Annotated in this window: 12 protein-coding genes; 7 read left to right on the forward strand and 5 right to left on the reverse strand. The window is 34.1% G+C overall.

The window, feature by feature from the left end:
* The first annotated feature begins 36 nt into the window (after positions 1–36).
* Positions 37–663, forward strand: coding sequence for a response regulator (locus CDH49_RS09260; protein ID WP_100615215.1), 627 nt, complete (start codon positions 37–39; stop codon positions 661–663).
* Here the strand turns inward: CDH49_RS09260 and dnaG are convergent.
* Positions 658–2,616, reverse strand: a complete 1,959-nt coding sequence (gene dnaG / locus CDH49_RS09265; RefSeq protein WP_100615216.1) for a DNA primase — start codon at positions 2,614–2,616, stop codon at positions 658–660. The two genes, CDH49_RS09260 and dnaG, sit on opposite strands and share 6 nt — an antisense overlap.
* 326 nt (positions 2,617–2,942) lie before the next feature.
* On the opposite strand from dnaG, the gene CDH49_RS09270 reads away from it, so the two are divergent.
* From CDH49_RS09270 to CDH49_RS09285, 4 genes are all read left to right on the forward strand, one after another.
* Entirely contained in the window at positions 2,943–3,677 is a 735-nt protein-coding gene (locus CDH49_RS09270; protein WP_100615217.1) for an acetylxylan esterase, read from the forward strand.
* Between the two features lie 43 nt (positions 3,678–3,720).
* The gene (locus CDH49_RS09275; protein ID WP_100615218.1) at positions 3,721–5,178 is read left to right on the forward strand and encodes a family 43 glycosylhydrolase; all 1,458 of its coding nucleotides are present in this window, start codon (positions 3,721–3,723) and stop codon (positions 5,176–5,178) included.
* A 140-nt stretch (positions 5,179–5,318) separates the two neighbouring features.
* Entirely contained in the window at positions 5,319–6,164 is an 846-nt protein-coding gene (locus CDH49_RS09280; RefSeq protein ID WP_100615219.1) for a helix-turn-helix domain-containing protein, read from the forward strand.
* 219 nt (positions 6,165–6,383) lie between these two features.
* Positions 6,384–6,809, forward strand: coding sequence for a hypothetical protein (locus CDH49_RS09285; RefSeq protein ID WP_193434725.1), 426 nt, complete (start codon positions 6,384–6,386; stop codon positions 6,807–6,809).
* Between the two features lie 40 nt (positions 6,810–6,849).
* Here CDH49_RS09285 and CDH49_RS09290 read toward each other — a convergent pair whose 3' ends face one another.
* The 3 genes from CDH49_RS09290 to argS all read right to left on the reverse strand — a co-directional run bounded on the left by CDH49_RS09290 (position 6,850) and on the right by argS (position 13,675).
* Positions 6,850–8,040 (reverse strand): PAS domain-containing sensor histidine kinase, encoded by a 1,191-nt coding sequence (locus tag CDH49_RS09290; RefSeq protein WP_100615220.1) that lies wholly within the window; start codon positions 8,038–8,040, stop codon positions 6,850–6,852.
* 194 nt (positions 8,041–8,234) lie between these two features.
* Complete coding sequence (locus tag CDH49_RS09295; RefSeq protein ID WP_100615221.1) at positions 8,235–11,633, reverse strand: ThuA domain-containing protein; 3,399 nt, start codon at positions 11,631–11,633, stop codon at positions 8,235–8,237.
* A gap of 266 nt (positions 11,634–11,899) precedes the next feature.
* Positions 11,900–13,675: an arginine--tRNA ligase gene (argS, locus tag CDH49_RS09300; protein ID WP_100615252.1), complete on the reverse strand. Its 1,776-nt coding sequence runs from the start codon at positions 13,673–13,675 to the stop codon at positions 11,900–11,902.
* 458 nt (positions 13,676–14,133) lie between these two features.
* Between argS and CDH49_RS09305 the strand changes: the two genes are divergently transcribed.
* Positions 14,134–16,203, forward strand: coding sequence for a tetratricopeptide repeat-containing sensor histidine kinase (locus CDH49_RS09305; RefSeq protein WP_100615222.1), 2,070 nt, complete (start codon positions 14,134–14,136; stop codon positions 16,201–16,203).
* Here CDH49_RS09305 and ctlX read toward each other — a convergent pair whose 3' ends face one another.
* A complete protein-coding gene (gene ctlX, locus CDH49_RS09310; RefSeq protein WP_100615223.1) occupies positions 16,204–17,139 on the reverse strand; it encodes a citrulline utilization hydrolase CtlX in 936 nt (311 codons plus the stop codon).
* A 244-nt stretch (positions 17,140–17,383) separates the two neighbouring features.
* Between ctlX and CDH49_RS09315 the strand changes: the two genes are divergently transcribed.
* Entirely contained in the window at positions 17,384–19,561 is a 2,178-nt protein-coding gene (locus tag CDH49_RS09315) for a CRTAC1 family protein (protein WP_162296715.1), read from the forward strand.
* Positions 19,562–19,666 lie beyond the last annotated feature (105 nt).

The raw sequence follows: 19,666 nt of genomic DNA on the forward strand, positions 1-19,666 counted from the left end.
ATAAAAAATTCATGACAATCTAAAACCTAAAAAATTATGATAAAATTATTAATAGCAGATCCACACCCTATCGTAAGGAAAGGTCTTGAACATCTATTTTCTAGCTCTTCTAACATTAAAATTGTTGGCAGTGTTGATAATGGTGACGACCTACTTGAATTCCTGAAAAAAGAATCAGTAGACATTATTTTGTCTGAAATTGATTTACCCAAACTCAATGGGTTAACAGTTTTAAGATATTTAAAAACTGACTACCCAAACGTTAAAGCAGTTATGTTTAGCTCGCAACCAGAAGAAGTTTATGGTTTAAATGCCATAAAAGCTGGTGCTTTAGGCTACATTTCTAAAAATGTTAACATCATTACAATTAACGAAGCCCTTATGAAGGTACATGAAGGCGGCGTTTATTTAAGCAATGAGTTAACACAACAATTAGCTTTTGGTAGTAGAGTTAACAAATCTGGTTCATTTTTCAAAAAACTATCAACTAGAGAAACTGAAGTTTTAAAACTTTTAGCCATTGGAAAGAAAAACAAGGAAGTTTCAAAAGAACTCAACATTAACGAGAAAACAGTGAGCACCTACAAAGCGCGCTTAATGAGAAAACTAAAAGTAACCAATATGGTTGATTTGGTTAATCAAGCGAAGCTGATGGACTCATAGTACCCTATTGAGTTTTCTAGATAAAAGCATTTTTAGTCCAGAATAGTCTTTGACTTCCTCGAGAACACTTCTGTTAATTTCAGATTTATTTCTCAACGTTTCCTGTTGAAATTCAATGACTTTCTGTTCTATTAAAAAACATCTTAAACTCAAAATGGTTTCACTGACTAATTGGGCAACGCTGGAGGATTTATCTTTTGGATAAATATTCATGCGTTGCCAATTATCAAGGCTATAACGCTCGTCTTCCATTAAGATGGTGGTTATTTCATTACCCATATCGGCATCTACGATGTTAATAAATGTTTTAAGTTCGAAATCGGGATCCTGATTTAAAGCATCAATAATGGTATAGTATAAGGTTTTAAATTGTGGATTTGTAAATTCCATTTCATCTTCCTGTAAATCTAAAAATACTTTTTCAAACACTTTTGCGGTTTGCTTAACAGGTTCTAAAACCAATTCCCCTTTATCATTTTCCTTTAAAACCAAATCCTCAAAATCTTCGGTTTTGTTTCCATAAAGCAACAACACCTCTATAATTTTTCGTTCCAACACATATTGAACGTCAACCTTTTTAACAGGTTGTTGATTTTTTATAACATCAAATGCCTTTTGCTCTGCTTTATAATGCGTATTGGCTTCTTGAACATCTTTCTTATTAATTTGAGCTAAGGTACTAAACAAAACCTCCTCACTAATGTCCATGATTCTGGCGCACTCTTGAATGTAGATTTCTTTTTTAATACGATCTGGAATTTTAGAAATGCTGTTTACAATATCCCTTACCGTTTCGGCTTTTTTTATGGGGTCGTTTTTGGAATCCTCAAACAATAAAGACGCCTTAAATTGGATAAAATCCTTGGCGTTCTCATAAAGATACAACGACAGTTCTTCAAGAGTGTTTTTTTTAGCAAAACTATCTGGATCTTCACCTTCGGGAAACGTACACACCCGAACATTCATGCCTTGCTCTAAAATTAAATCGATGCCTCGAATGGAAGCTCGAATCCCTGCTGCATCGCCATCAAACAACACGGTTATATTTTTGGTAAGTCTATTTATTAATCTAATCTGTTCCGCCGTTAATGCCGTACCAGAAGACGCTACTACATTTTTAATTCCTTTTTGGTGAAATTGAATAACATCAGTATAACCTTCCACCAAAAAACAATTATCTTCTTTGGCAATGCTTTGCTTAGCATGAAAAATACCATACAGCACATTACTTTTATGGTACACTTCACTTTCGGGCGAGTTTACATATTTAGCAGCTTTTTTATCATTAATCAAAATCCGACCACCAAAACCCAAAACACGACCGCTCATACTTTTTATAGGAAACATGACACGTCCTTTAAACCTATCAAAATGCTTATCTTCTTTAACTATGGTAAGTCCGGTCTTTTCTAAATAATCAATATTATAGCCTTGTTTTAAAGCCTCATCTGTAAAGGCTTGCCAAGAATCCAACGAATAACCTAAATCAAACTTTTTAATAGTATCTTCGGTAAAACCACGCTCTTTAAAATAACTGAAGCCAATAGACTTTCCTTGGTCGGTTTTATGGAGTACTTTTTGAAAATAGGTGTTGGCAAACTCATTTACCAAATACAAACTTTCACGTTCGTTGGCATGTTCCTTTTGCTCGTTGCTCTGCTCGGTTTCTTCTATTTCTAGATTGTATTTTTTAGCTAAATATTTAATAGCTTCAGGATAAGTAAAATGTTCGTGTTCCATTAAAAATGCAACCACGTTGCCACCTTTTCCGCTACTAAAATCTTTCCAAATTTGTTTTACGGGCGATACCATAAAACTAGGGGAACGCTCATCGCTAAACGGACTCAAACCTTTAAAGTTACTGCCTGATTTTTTAAGCTGAACAAAATCGCCAATGACCTCCTCTACACGGGCGGTTTCAAATACTAAATCTATGGATGCTGGTGATATCAAATTGTTCTGTCATACCTGCTGAAGCAGGAATTTTATTAATAAAACTATTGTATTTTACTATGTATTCCTGCCTGCGCAGGAATGGCAATGTAAATGTAATATAAACAATTCATTATTGAAATTTAAAATTATTTATCAAATGAATCTCTTTCATTTGGAGAATATCCCATAAGCCTCATTATATTCTAAAGATGCCCTAACTCTATCACTATTTAGTTATAATATTATGATCAATGTCATGAAAAACGAGGATTTTTTTTTCGTATTTTTACAATGAAGTATACTTCCTTTTTCAAATACCAACTATAATAATAATTAAAAAAACCATGAACATTAAACGCAAAAAATTGTCACCAGCGATGGGACTTGTATTTTTGGCAGTATTGCTATTACAAAATAGTTCTGCTTTTGCTCAAAGACAAGCTGATTATGCCACCAAACTTGACACTACACGAAGCATCGCTCCTTACTTCATTCCGGCTACAACAAAAAAAATGACTCCGGATGCTGATGGATTTATTCAACGTTGGTTACTCTTAGAACCAATTAACAAACCTAACCGCAGCAATACTGTCTTTACAGATAGTTATTTAAGAAAAACATTCGACACCTTGTATTTTCCTAAGCAATTTACTATTATTCCAAAACATGGGGACAAAGTAAAGGTTGGAGACCAAGAACTAAAATGGCATGCATTGGAGAGCACCAATTTCAATGTGAAATTATTTCGTTTCGCCTTCGGGTTAGATAAACAGATTTATGGTGTTCTGTTTTGGGCAGTAACAGTCGTTAACAGTCCAGAAGAAATGAAAAATGTTAGAATGGCCGTAGGTTCTAATTCAGCATCCATGTGGTGGGTGAATGGTAAAGAAGCGGCACTACTTTCTGGCGACAGGCGTATGGTGATGGATGATGTTGTTTCTACCCGCTTAACACTTAACAAAGGAAAAAACATCATTCGTGGGGCAGTCATTAACGGTCCTGGAATGAGTGATTTTTGTGTACGCTTTCTTGATGAAAAAGGAGAACCTATAAAAGGCATTACAATTAGTTATGAATAGAATTAGTTCCTATTCAATATCAATTATAAAAAATTATTTACTGATGAAATTAAGTATTAAAAAAATAAGCATAACAGCCATGTTATTCGTATCGGCAACCGGTACATTAATGGCACAAATTGGAAAACCCTTCATTCATGATCCATCAACCATTATGGAAAGTGATGGTAAGTATTATACATTTGGCACAGGCTCGGGGGGATTAATATCCGAAGATGGATGGACATGGAATGGTGGTGGCGTAAGGCCGGGTGGTGGAGCTGCCCCTGATGCCATAAAAATTGGTGATCGTTACCTTATTGCCTATGGTTCTACTGGTGGCGGATTGGGTGGTGGACATGATGGTAAAATAAATACCATGTGGAATAAAACACTTGACCCAAACTCTCCAGATTTTAAATATACCGAACCTATTGTAGTTGCAGAATCTAAGAATATGGAAGACAATGACGCCATCGATCCAGGACTTTTACTAGACCCAACCGATGGACGCCTTTGGCTATCATACGGAACCTATTTTGGAAACATTCGCCTTATTGAACTTGACCCTAAAACAGGAGATCGTGTAAAAGGTAATGAAGCATTAGACATCGCTATTGATTGTGAAGCTACCGATTTGGAGTATCGTGACGGATGGTACTATCTTCTTGGAACACACGGAACTTGCTGTGATGGCTCAAACTCAACTTATAACATTGTTGTTGGGCGTTCCAAAAAAGTAACAGGCCCTTATCTTGATAATATGGGAAGAGACATGTTAAGAGGTGGCGGGAAAATGGTAATATCATCTGGTGGAGGAAGAGTGAATGGTGCTGGACACTTCGGACGTACGGTTCTTGAAGATGGTGTTGAAAAAGTGTCTTTACATTATGAAGCAGATTTAGATCAAGGCGGCCGTAGCGTATTAGCCATAAAACCATTATTATGGAAAAATGGATGGCCGGTTGCTGGTGAGAATATTAAAGATGGCACTTATGAAATCGAATCTGAAAGACGTGGTTATGGTTTAGAATTGGTAGTTGATTTTGTTAGAATGCCACGTACAGCACGTGGATTTGGTGCTGCTGCTGCAAACGAGCCAATAGTACCCGTTCCATCCCAACAATTATCGGATGTGATTAATACCTGGCCAACTGGAAATATCAATGTTAGAATAGGAGATTATATAGGACGTCCGCATCAAAAATGGACCATTACTGCGGTTCCTGAAGCAAGTGGATTTTTTGGCACTCCATCATATAAAATAATCATTGCCGGAACAGAACGTGCGTTAGCAGCAACAGCTGATGCCGAATTAGTAACGGTTCCAAAATTTACGGGTGCACCAGAACAACTATGGCGCATCGACCAATTGACTGATGGCACTTATAGAATCATGCCTAAGGTCGTTCCAAATTCAAACAAAAAGTTAGCGTTAATATCTATTGGAGATAGCACACCAACATTGGGTGAATTTGATATGAACAGTGACAATTCTAAATGGAATTTTAAAGCTGACTAACAAATAACTATTTTTTTATGAAAGCCACTTGTTTAGTTAAACAAGTGGCTTTTGTTTTTTATGAAAAATTTTATTTTAAAAATGAATTCAACTACATTCGTTTAATGATAGTGAAAGCACCGGTCTGCTAGAAATAATAAATGATAATTAACCGAAAACATTTTGATTTAAACAAAAAATGTGTCATTGAGAAATTACTCATTAAGACACCATTTACGTATGGTGCCATTTTCGAAAATGAAGCCTGTTATTTATATGTCAAGCAAGGAGAAAGTATTTTCAAATCCCCAACCGAAAAATTGGATGTTTCTGTTTCAGAAAGCGTATTACTGAAATGCGGTAATTATTTTGCAGACTTAATACAAAATTCAAAAATCCAACATTGCGAAATTTTTGCGATTCATCTTCATAGTGATATTCTAAAAGAATTATACAAAGATGAAATTCCAAGCTTTATTAAACCAAATGGCAAAAAACACTTTGCTAAAAAAATCGAAAGTACTGCCATTATAATTCATTTCATTGAAAGTCTCGATTTCTACTTTCAAAATCCCACCATGGTCAATGATGATTTACTAAAGCTTAAAATAAAAGAACTTATATTATTATTACTTCAGACCAACAATGCGGAAAACATTCTTAGCTTATTTTCCCATCTTTTTACTCCAAGGCAAGCAAGTTTAAATGAAGTCATTCTAACACATCTTTTTTCCAACCTTACTGTAACTGAATTGGCAACACTTTCGGGTCGTAGTTTATCTGCATTTAAGAGAGATTTTGAAAATTATTTCCAAGACACCCCAGCGAACTATATTAAAGAGCAAAAACTTTTAAAAGCCAATGACTTATTAATTACAACTGATTTTTCTGTGAGTGAAATATGTTACGAAGTTGGATTTAGCGACACTTCCCATTTTACAAAATTATTTAAACAGAAGTACCTTTTAACTCCCTCGAAATACCGAAAAAGCCACGTGGCGAAGTAGATATGTGAGCCTCATTTCCCATTTTTTGGACTTTATATCCAATATTCTCTTACTTTTTAGTATCATTTTTGCATTAAAATAAATGAGCAAAGTATGATTTTAAAAAGAAATAGTATGATTATCCTTTTTAATTCATGTTTCATATATAAATATAGCAATGTGTCAAAAACTAAATATTGGAGACCATTAATCTATCTCGGAACTTAAACCATTAATCAAATGACATACAACAAAATAACTTCTTGGTTTTTAGCCATTTCAATGTTTATGTTTGGCATTCTCAAATTTGTAAATCCATTTAAAGGTTGGTACAGTGTTCAAATAACTAACAGTGGACTAGGACAGCTATCATATGCTATGGGCATCTTGGGAGAGATTGCTGTTGGATTAACACTCTTTTTATGTTTAATTAATAAACAAAAAATACCAACTAAAGCATACTATCAACTCACAAATATTTCTTTTTTCATAATTATAGTAATGATGTTAACGGGGGTTTACGTTCACTTACATCCAAATGTTCACTCGGATGTTTTACCACTTAAAATTAAGCCCCCATACATACCTATATTTTTTTTGCTGATTGCATTCTCGAATATTATCTTAAACATTCAGCTTATCACTCACAAGACAAACAAAAAATAGGACTTCTCATTCTATAAATTGTCAACTTTAAAAAGATATTTTATATACTTTCAACAGTTTGTATATTTTTCAAAATGGCTGTTCTATTTATAGGTTTATTTAATGGCAAAGTAAAATAAAAGGAAGATCCTTTACCTTCCGTACTTTCAACCCATATAATCCCATCATTTTTTTCTATAAATCCTTTTGCTAGCAAAAGACCTATACCCGCACCTTTATTTTCCTCTACAGCTTTGGCAAGTTTAACTTGAGGTATAAAGAGCTTTTTTTGCGTTTCTTCTGATATACCTATGCCAGTGTCCTTTACTTCTATAAGAATCATATCCTCTCTTTTCCTAGCTGATAAAGTAATTTCTCCACTCACATATGAAAACTTAATGGCATTGGAAACTAGGTTTTGAAGTATTGAAATTATCATTTTTCCATCAGCAAATACATGAGTATCAGCCTCTATATTATTATTAAACTTTATGGATTTTATAGCTGCGGTGTCTTTTAAGTATTCAAAAACTTTTTTTACATATTGTGAAAGATCAATTTTAGAAGGCACAAAAGCCTCTGAGGCATATTTAATTCTAGCCCATTCCACTAAATAGTCTAGCATATTCAATTCATTTACTACAGCAGCAAGAAATTCTTCAAGCAATTCTTTAACAAATGTGGGTTCCAAAATATCATAATTTGCTCTTAGATATTCAGCCCCTTGGATAATGCCTGTAAGAGGACTTCTTAAGTCATGGGATAATATGGCTAGAACGTTTTCCTTATGCACATTAAGCTCCTCCAATTCTTTGGCATATTTTTTTATTGCATCTTCTGAAGCTTTTCTAGCAGTAATATCGCGCAAGACTTTTACATACCCTATGAGAATATTATCTTCATTCTTTAAAGGAAATACCAAACCATCTGCATAGAATTTAGTACCATCTTTACGTTTGTACCATCTTGTATCATTAGATTTTCCTGTATTAGAAACTCTTTCAATTTCTTGTTTTGGGATGCCATTGTCTTTATCTTCTTTTATAAAAATCGTTTCAAATGGTTTACCTATAATGTCTTCGGTGTTATATTTAAATATTTTTGTGGCACCCGAATTCCAACTATTTATATTTAATTCTTTATCAACTGTGAAAACGGAATAATCTTGTAAACTATCTATTATTTGGCTGTAAAACTCCGCACTGGGCACATATTGTTCTTTAAGAATTGTCTCTATTTTATGTGTACTCATAAACTATTAATGAATGTTAAATTAGATTTGAATTGCAAATCCATTTAACAAACTTATTTATTTATTTTTTGAGAATTGTTTCATTATTTTTTCATTTTGTTGCATAATTTTAGTTCAACACACTATCAAAACCTATAAATACGGCATAAAAAAGCCCGCTTTAAGCGGGCTTTCATTTTATAAATCTAGCAATACTAATTAAAGCTTGCGTTTGATAGCATTAATTGAGAAGGCTCTTCCTCTGTGACTCCAGGTGCCGAATATATTATATATAAACTAGCACTTCCTGCTTGGGCTTTTAGTGGCACATTAATCATGACGTTACGCTCCCCTTCTTTTGGTTTTGGCATAGAACCTCTGCCTATTATAGGGCCATCTGGTGCATTTAATCGTACTTCAAAACTATATTGGGCTTTTGGTGGTTGCCTAAAAAAGCGAGCGTTTAATGACACTGATTTAACACCTGTTAAATCGATATTATCCATGGCGAACCAACCTTTAGCCTGGTCTAAAATAGCCATAGCACCACCGTTAAAGTTTCTAACACCAACGCCTTCTTTTTTCATATCTTCTTTAAAAGCAATAGTGCTACTAGGTAATATAACCGATTTGGTACCTATCAACGGAATCGCTCCTTCTTCGCCCTCATCGGTGTAAGTTGCTGTGATTCGCATTAATTGCGCAGGATTTTTTGGTTCAGCTTTCACTTTACCTTGAGCTGGCAATGATTGGTTTTTAGCACCATCATCAGCCAATGCCATAATATAAGATACTATTTGTCTGGATTCCTCTTTCGTCATATTAGGATGTGCAGGCATCATGACTTCACCCCAAACACCTGAACCACCAGATTCAATTTTACCTTGTAAATAAGTCATGGCACCGCTTTTATTCTTGTATTTCTGCGCAACCTCTATATAGGAAGGCCCAATGGATTTTTCGGCTTCTTTATGGCAAGCTTTACAATCCATGGATTGTGTTAATGCTTTGCCTGTAGCTGAGGCAGATGCTTCTTGGTGACCTAGATATTCCTCTTCATTATCAATTTGCTCTAGATAATCTACACTGACAAAAATATTATCATTTACTATTTTTTCGTTACCATCAGCATCGGTTACAGTAGCATTGTACTCTATTTGGCTTCCTGGTAAAAAGAATGAACTGTTGCCACCAATAATCTCTATGCTTACCTCTGGTCTAGAGTTACCTGCAACAACCAATACAGATTCACTTGTAGCAGTTTCTCCCTTATCGTCTTTAACCTCTACTGTAATTTTATAGTCTCCCGCTTTAGTATATGTGTATTTTAATTCAGGCTCTTTAGTTTCTTTGGTTTCTCCATTTCCTAAATTCCATGTAAAAGTCATTGGATCTTTCTCGCGCTCTCTAGCTTCTACCTTTACGGTGACTGTTAATGGTAATTTTCCGTTGTTCACATCAACTGATATCCCATCAATTACTGGCGGTCTGTTACCTTCTTTATACTGAATATAACTTAAACCAGAATCCGCATTTTGCGAAAACCAACCATTTCCGTATTCCAACAAATAAACACGTCCATCAGGACCAACTTCAATATCTATTAAAGCATTTAATTTAATATCCGATGCGAAAGGCTCCATTTTACTAAAACTACCATCCTCATTTAAATGTACGGCAAACATCCACCCGCGAACCCAATCATACACTATAGGTTTGCCATCATAATAGCTCGGTAATTTTTCGGTGCCTTGATACATATCTGAATAATACGTAGGGCCAGCCATGGCATTTCTCCCACCAGAGGTTGTTTGTGGGAAATCGGCTGAATTTCCATAATCATAAAAAATAAATGCTGACTGAGCACTTGGAAGCTCTGTTAAACCCGTATTATTTCTGGAATTATTGATCGGTTTCTCTGGATTAAAAGGTTCTCCGGATTTTCCAGTTTCATAACTATAATCCACATAAGGTTTATTGTCTGCAATAAAAAATGGCCATCCGTAATTACCAGCTTTTTGTGCTTGATTTACTTCATCATATCCTCTAGGCCCACGTGTTTTTAAGCTATCGGCTCTTGAATCTGGACCCACATCGCCCCAATACAAATAATTTCGCTTCATATCTATAGAGATACGATACGGATTACGGTGACCCATGGTATAAATTTCTGGTCTTGTTTTTGAAGTGCCTTTTGGGAATAAATTGCCTTCAGGAATATCGTAACTACCGTCTTCATTCACTTTTATTCTTAATATTTTACCTCTTAAATCATTCGTATTACCCGAAGATCTTCTAGCATCATACTGCTCACGTCCTGGAGAATCATTTAATGGTGCATAACCATTATTAACATATTTAGCTTCTCTTTCGTTGAATGGTGTTGAATTGTCACCAGTTGAAACATATAGCAATCCATTTGGTCCAAAAGCAATAGAACCACCTGTATGGCAACAAATGTCACGTTGACTGGCAACATCTAAAATAACTTGTTCAGAAGCTAGATCGAATACATCATTCTTAAACTTGAAACGCGATAATCTATTGACACTTTCAGTTCCTGTTGGTGAATAGTATACATACACCCAATTATTTTTTGCGAAATCTGGATCCTTTTGCAAACCTAAAACACCTTCTTCGGCATTAACGCCCGGAGCGGTTGAACTGAAATAAACATCTAATTTTGCTACTTCTTTAAGTTCTTTTGTATCAGCTTTATAGAGCATGATTTCCCCTCTTCTTTGTGAAATAAGCACGTCGTTATTTGGAAGAACAGTCATTTCAGTAGGCTCGAAAAACTTTCCTTCTGTCAGCATCACTTTCGAAAAACGATCTGCCGCGGGCGGAATTTGAGACTTAGCTTTTTTATAATTTAAATTTTCATTTTCTCCAATAGCATATTTAATACCTCCTAAAATATGTTTTAAGAATAAATCTTCTGAAAAACTTTCATCTGTATGTCCGCCACCAGTGTAGAATGCTCTACCACCATCAAAATCGTGGTACCAAGCAATCGGATGAAAATCGCCATTCATACCACCTTCATAAGTTGATTCATCCAAAGTTATCAATACATTGACATCAGGATTTATTTTTTTGTAGTTGTACAATTCATCGGTACGATGCCAAATGGTATCAGTAAAAAACTCGGTTGCTATAAAATTTTTATCTTTTATGATAAAATCCGCTTCTGGAGTACCTCGTGGATGACTTAAAAAATAAGCCCCCACTAATTTATTATACCAACCCCAATCGTATTCGGTATCAGTTGCTGCATGTATCCCTACAAAACCACCTCCTGCTTGTATATAACGCTCGAAAGCCGCTTCTTGATAATGGTCTAGAACATTACCAGTAGTACTCAAGAAAATAACAGCCGAATATTGTTTTAGATTATCTTCATTAAATAACTCTGCATTTGTTGTAGTATCAACTACAAAACCATTTTCACTACCTAATTTTTGAATGGCTGCGATACCCGCTGGAATGGAGGCATGTACAAATCCCGCTGTTTTAGAAAACACTAATACCTTTGGATCTCCTTCTCTTTTTTTACTGCAAGAACTAAGGGTGATAGTGACAACAAGAATTAATAGAGGTAATATTTTTTTCATTAGTTTAATGTGTTTGTGGTGTTTATTATTTAGTTATCTGTTGGTTTCAGAAATCGCTTCTAAAAATACATTATCTGATATTTACATACCTACTTTTATTACATATTTAACAGTTTTTATGATTTCAAACCGTACAACAGTCAGTAATTACCTCATTGCTTGGGTAATTTAAACCTATGAACCCACAGTTAATAGTAGATAAATTGAAGTTGGAAATTTAATTATTCTTATTCTCGAATAAATCTAAATTGTTTTAAAATAAAAAACTACATTCTCTCTGGAACTTGAATGCCTAAAACATGGAAAGCCATTTTAATAGTGGATGCTACTTTTTTAGAGAGTTGCACTCTAAATATTTTTTCGTTTAAGCTATCTGCCCCCAAAATAGAAACGTTTTGGTAGAATGAATTGAATTCCTTAACCAATTCATAAGTATAATTAGCTACCAAGGCCGGACTGTGTTGTAATGCCGCATTTTGAATGACTTCTGGAAATAGCTCTAATTGTTTTAATAATTCCTTTTCCTTTTCGTGTAATGGCAATTCAATGGTTGCGGACAAATCAAAATCTGTTTTCCTTAAAATAGCTTGAATTCTGGCATAGGTATATTGAATAAACGGCCCTGTATTTCCTTGAAAATCTATCGACTCTTTGGGGTCGAACAAAATACGTTTCTTAGGATCTACTTTTAACACGTAATACTTCAACGCACCCAAGCCTATCATTTTATATAAGTCTTGTTTTTCAGAATCTGAATAACCATCTAATTTCCCTAATTCTTCAGAGATTTCTTTAGCGGTCGTTGCCATTTCAGTAATTAAATCATCGGCATCCACAACAGTACCTTCCCTACTTTTCATTTTTCCGCTAGGTAAATCAACCATACCATAACTTAAATGATATAAGTTTTTTGCCCAATCAAAGCCTAGTTTTTTCAAAATCAAAAACAGCACCTGAAAATGGTAATCTTGCTCATTTCCAACAGTATATACCATCCCACCAACATCTGGAAAATCTTTAATACGCTGTATGGCGGTCCCTATATCTTGCGTCATATACACAGCCGTTCCATCAGAACGTTGCACTATTTTTTTATCCAATCCATCTTCGGTTAAATCGCACCAAACCGATCCATCTCCCTCTTGAACAAAAACACCTGATTTTAATCCTTCAACCACAAATTCCTTCCCTAATAAATAGGTATCACTTTCATAATATAAGGTATCAAAATCGACTCCTAAATTTTTATAAGTTTCGGCAAAACCTTCATACACCCAACCATTCATTTTTTTCCAAAGTTCCACAACGTCTTTATCGCCTGCTTCCCATTTTTGAAGCATTTCTTGGGCTTCTAATATGATTGGCGCACTTTTTTTTGCTTCTTCTTCTGATTTTCCATCATTTATTAAAGTACTTATTTCATTTTTATATTCTTGGTCGAATTTTACATAATAATTACCAACCAATTTATCCCCTTTTAATCCAGTATTTTCCGGAGTTTCGTCATTGCCAAAACGTTTCCATGCCAACATACTTTTACAAATATGAATACCTCTATCATTTATAATTTGTGTCTTATAAACTTTTTTGCCTGAAGCTTTTAATATTTCAGCAACACTGTAGCCTAACAAATTGTTTCTCACATGTCCCAAATGCAACGGTTTATTAGTATTGGGTGAAGAATACTCCACCATAATGGCTTTTCCTTTTGGATTTGGCGTTACAAATCCATAGCTTTCATCATGCTTTATTGCATTGAAAAAATTAAGATAATAAGCATCACTTATTTCAACATTTAAGAAACCTTTTACAACATTGAAAGCCTTAACGTCTTCTACATTTTCAACCAAATAATTACCGATTGTTTCACCTATTTGCACAGGATTACCTTTTACAACGCGCAACATGGGGAAAACAACAATAGTTATATCTCCTGCAAATTCTTTTCTAGTGGCTTGAAATTCTACAGATTCCAATTCAACATTAAAGGATGTTAAAACGGCTTGCTTTACTTGATTTGATAAAGTCTCTTGAAGGCTCATTAATGGTATTTTTTTGGTGAACAAAGATAAAACTTTTATTAAAGCTTTATTGCAAAAATGCATAGACTTGTAACACAAACCAAAATACCAAATATCAAGAATTAATTACATGAAATAAACTCCTCTTTAGCCCTAAAAAGCTCTTATAGAAATCATTAAAGTTTTAACGATATTTCAACGATTAATTACTGTTTTTCTATGTTTTTTGCAGTTCGTCTATTCATCGGTTTTTCTAAAAAAAAAGGAACAACTCTTTATCTAATTTTTTGGTATTAAAACGCCAAAATTAGATTTTAACTCAGCTTTTTTCAACTTTTGTTATGTAAAGCTATTACTCAAAATAAAATTGAATTTTTTTTTACGTCAACAACCAAACAAAAGTTCAATAAAAAAACATCTTAGTTTCCCTCAACTAGATGTTGCTTAATAATGGGTTTCAAGCGCATTATAATAATTGTATGAGGAAAATAATTACTTTAATTATTTTTATATGTTTCTTAAAATCTGGTTTTTCTCAAAACTCGGACATAGATAGTATATCCATACAATTAGCGTTTCAAAATGCCGATACTTCAAAAGTTAATACATCGCTTAAACTTATTGAAAAGCTTTATGAAATCAATGATTATGACAGGGCCTTAAAGTACATTATTGAAAGTGAAAAACTTTCGTACACATTAGATTACAAAAAAGGCATTGCAGAAATCACCTATTACAAATCATTAATTTATGCCCAGAAAAATGATTATATCAATGCCATTGATGGTTATACAAAATCTAAAGATATATTCAATCAATTAAAGGACACTTTAGGCATTGCAAAAGTTAACAATAGCATTGGCCTAATAGAAATTAAAAGAGGCAATTATGCCAAAGGACTTCAATACTCCCTTTCTGCAATTAGAGAACTTGAAAAAAGACGTCTTAAGAACGATTTACGACTAGCTTATAACAATTTAGCGAAAGCCTATTATAACATTAAAGATTATGATAACTCTATAGAGTTCTATTTAAAAGCATTACAGGTAGAACAACAATTAAACGATAAGAAAGGAACTGATATATCCAATAGCCGACTAGCCGAACTTTATTCAATGAAGAAAGAACATAGAAAATCCATTGATTACTATGAAAAAGTTTTGGTCAACAACCCAACGAATAACGATTCCATACAAAGTGTTATTTACCCAAAATTAGGTGGTGAATATTTACAGTTTAATGATTATGATAATGCCAATAGATATCTTGAAGAAGGATTAAATATCAATAGGCGAATAAATAACAAGGATGGTCTGTTAACGTCTTTAATAAATCTAGGCAACTTGAACTTGCAGCAAAACAAATTAGCAATTGCTGAAGTACAACTTTTGGAGGCTGGCGATATTGCTGAAGACATAAACAATGAAATAGAGTTATTAAGGCATTACAAACTAATGAAAACCTTAGACTCTATTAGAAACAGATTTGATAAGGCATTTGTATGGCAACGAAAGTATTATGATTTAAAAAGCAACCTAACAAATAGCAATGGTTCCATTCAGGATGAAACTATTGATCGTTCAGAATTGGATTTGAGCTTAAATTTTGATGAGAACTCTCCCGAACAAAATAACGTTACAGGCAACAAAGAAAATGCAGAAACCAAAAAGGATTTTGATAGACTCCAATTAATTTTTTATGCCTTGCTCGCTGCCTTAGCTATCGTTTCTACGTTTTTAATTTTAATTTATTTGAAACGTAATAGCAGTTTAAAATATGCCCAAGAATTAGAAGAAAAAAACATTAAGATAGAATTACAAAATGAAGCATTTCAGGAGCAAACCAAACACCTAGAAAATGTTAATAATGTTAAAGATAAATTATTTTCTATCATTTCGCACGATTTAAAAGATTCACTATCTTCTATTAATAGTTTTATTGATTTACTGAAAGACGGATCTTTAACTAGGGCTGAATTTGATAATTTAATCCCAGAGTTAAGTGAAAATGCCAATAACGCATCTTTATTATTATTCAATTTATTGAACTGGTCTAAATCCCAAATGCAATCACTCAAACCAAATCCTAGTTTATTTGATGTTCAAGAAGTGTTTGAAGATAAAGTAAAACTTGTTGAGCAACGTCTAGAAAGTAAGGGCATTGAATTGGTGGACCATACTTTAAGGGATTTTGCTTATGCCGATAGAAGTATGATAGAAATTGTGATTCAAAATTTACTTGCCAACGCATTAAAATTTTCTAAAAAAGGTGACAAAATTACCATTTCAAACCATATAAGTAATGGCCATTGCATTATTAGTGTGGCCGATACAGGTATTGGAATTTCCAGACAAAATATTGAAAAACTTTTCAAAAACAATTCATTTACCACAGTTGGAACCAACAATGAAAAAGGAACTGGTTTAGGATTATCAATATGTAAGGAACTGGTAGAATTAAATAGCGGTAAAATTTGGGTGGAAAGCACTGTTAATGTGGGTAGCACTTTTTATGTACAATTACCAAAATCTAAACCAACAGCAGCTTAATCACACTTTAGGCAAAAACACTTCTGCCATCATACAACGCGCACTACCACCGCCACAAGCCTCAATAGTATCTAAAGAACTCGTTAAAATACCTGTATGCTTTTTAAGTGTTTCTATTTGATTTTTTGTTAATGAACTATAGGCCGTCTGACTCATAACTAGATAAGGTTTATCATCTTCCCCCTTAACTTGAAGCATATTCCCAGCAAAATTGATTACTTGGTGCTCTGTTATTGCTATTATGTCTTTACCATCTTGCTTTAAATGGTTTACAACATTTTTTCGTTCAGATTTATCGTCAATACAATCTAAGCAGACTACTGCAAAAGTATCTCCAATACACATCATAACATTGGTATGATAAATGGCTTTTCGCTGTCCGTTTATTGTTTGGTTGGCACTAAAAATAACGGGGGTATATTCAAAATCTTCACAAAATTCGATGAACAACTCTTCATCCGCACGAGGGGATAGAGCGCAATAGGCTTTTTGGTTCACTCTATCTAAAATAATACTTCCTGTACCTTCTAAAAACACATGTTCTTCTTCTGCACTTGTATAATCTATAACATTATTAATTGTAAAACCATGGCTTTCCAATATATCTAAAATATCAGCTCGACGCTCTAAACGTCTGTTTTCGGCAAACATCGGGTACAAAGCAACAGTTCCACTTTCATGAAATGATATCCAATTATTAGGAAAAACAGCATCTGGGGTATCGGTCTCTAAGGTATCATCAACCACTATCACATGAACTCCAATAGCCCTTAGTTTGGCAACATAATCATCAAACTCCTTTTGTGCTTTAGCATTAACAGCTTCTGGCAATAGAGTATCCAATGCTTTCTGATAGTAATTATTTACCGCCGTTTGTTCGTTCATCCTAAAATTCACTGGACGAACCATTAAAATAGTGTTTGTGATTTGTTGCATACCAAAAAAATAATCCTGTAAAAATAAAACTATTGCGTAAATAAAACACGGGTTCATAAATTTTGATTAAGAAGAAAAAAAAAGATACCTTCGTTTTTCACTAAACTAAAAAACTGCTAACCTAAACATGTGCTTTTCTTTTAAAAAATATTTGTTCCTATTATTTTGTCTATCAATTGTTTTACAATTTTCAAGTTGTTCAAAATCCAAAAAGGATTATAGTTTTAAACCTGTAGCATTTACGGTGCCCAATCGCACTCCTGGTGAAGCAGATGCACAAACCAAAGAGATGATTAAACATGTGCAATTTGCGGTTTCTCAAATAAACCTTAGTACTGTTCCAATCATTTTAAGTAGTAAGAAAGTTGCCAGTTTAGCCAGTGAGCTTGAGGGTCTGAAAGGCAACAAAAGAATTAATTTATTATTTAAATATGGTAGAGAACTCCTCAATGCTGGAAAAACAGAAGAATCCATCACCACCTTAAAAGAAGTATTGGCTACTATTGAAGCTGCTGATATAAGCTCAAAAGCAAATACAATTTTTATTATTAAAAGGGAATTAGCTATTGCATACATGAGAAAAGGAGAACAAGATAATTGTCTTGTCAATCACACTAATGAATCTTGCATTATTCCAATAAGCGCAAAGGCACAGCATATTTTAAAAGAAGGGTCTGAACAAGCTATTATTTTGCTTAACGAATTACTTACTCAAAATCCTAATGATTATGAATGCCAATATTTACTGAATATTGCGCACATGACCATAGGACAATATCCTGCAAAGGTTCCAGAGGAATTTAGAATACCAGAGGCTTATTTTTTAAGTTCGGCTGATTTTCCTCATTTTACAGACATTGCCATGAATTTAGGGGTTGATGACAAACAAAATGCAGGGGGAACCTGTCTGGGCGATTTTAACGGGGATGGTTATTTAGATATCATGGCTTCTTCTTGGGGTTTTAGCGACCAAATTAAATACTTTGAAAATGATAAAAATGGTGGTTTTATAAATAAAACTTTTGATGCAGGATTAAAAGGCGTTACTGGCGGATTAAATATAAGACATACCGATTACAATAATGACGGGCATCTGGATTTTATTATTTTACGTGGCGCTTGGCTTAATATTAATGGCGCTATTCCCAATTCGTTGATGCGAAATAATGGCGATGGCACTTTTACTGATGTCACTATGGAGGCTGGAGTTTATTCCTTAAATCCTACCCAAACCGCTGTATGGACAGATATTAATTTAGATGGATGGGTGGATTTGTTTATTGCCAACGAATGGTCGCAAAATCAAATAAGTCCATGCGAACTGTATTTAAATCAGGCCGATGGTACGTTTAAAAATATCGCCATTGAAGCTGGAATTACTGCTACGGGCTATTTCAAAGGTGTGGCAACGGGGGATTTAAATAACGACATGTATCCAGACCTTTACCTATCAAACTATTCTGGCCCAAATACTTTATATATTAATACAACCCAAGAAACCGGTAAACCTTCATTTAAAGCAGTGACTAATGAAGCTGGTGTCTCCAATCCTGTGGAAAGCTTTCCAACTTGGATTTTTGATTACGATAATGATGGTTTTGAAGATATTTTTGTGTCTGGATATTCTTCTGCAATAATTCCTGCTTCTGAAATGATGATTAAAAACATAAAGAACAATTCTCACGATTACAGACCGCTTTTATATAAAAATAATGGAAACGGCACCTTCAAAGAAATGTCCTTACAGGTTGGCTTAAATGAACCTATTGCTACGATGGGCTGTAATTTTGGGGATTTGGATAATGATGGTTTTTTAGATTTCTATTTGGCAACGGGTGACCCTAGTTATTTCTCAATAGTCCCAAACAGAATGTACCATAATGTTAATGGTGAAACATTTGAAGATGTGACTTATAGTGCAGGTTTTGGGCATATCCAAAAAGGCCATGCGATAGGCTTTGGTGATTTAGATTTAGATGGAGATCAAGATATATATGCCGTTATGGGCGGTGCCTTTGAAGGCGATGTATTTGGAAATTTACTTTTTGAAAACCCTATAGGAAATAAAAATAATTGGATTAATATTATTCTAGAAGGAAAACGAAGCAATCGCTTAGCCATGGGAGCAAAAATTATTATAACCATAGAAGAACATGGCAAGAAGAGAAATATCTATCACTCTGTAGGTACTGATGCCAGTTTTGGAGGCAATAGTATCATGGCAGAGATAGGTTTAGGAAAAGCTTCGATCATCAAAAAAATGGAAATTAAATGGCCTCATTTTTCAAAGGAAATAAGTATCTACGAAAACATAAAAGTAAACCAAACAATAAAAATTACTGAAGGAGAAAACATTCAAACACTAAACTTACCAAAAGCTCCATTCAAAAGCAATGATGATATCGATCATCACCATCATTAATTTGTAAAAACGGTATTTTAATCCAATCTAAAGATTGCCAATGGCATGTTGTTGTTTGCAATGAACAGGTAGGGCCTTCCCTTGACATCGACACGCTCCATACGC

The organism is Confluentibacter citreus (assembly GCF_002807055.1).
Taxonomy (GTDB): Bacteria; Bacteroidota; Bacteroidia; order Flavobacteriales; family Flavobacteriaceae; genus Confluentibacter; species Confluentibacter citreus.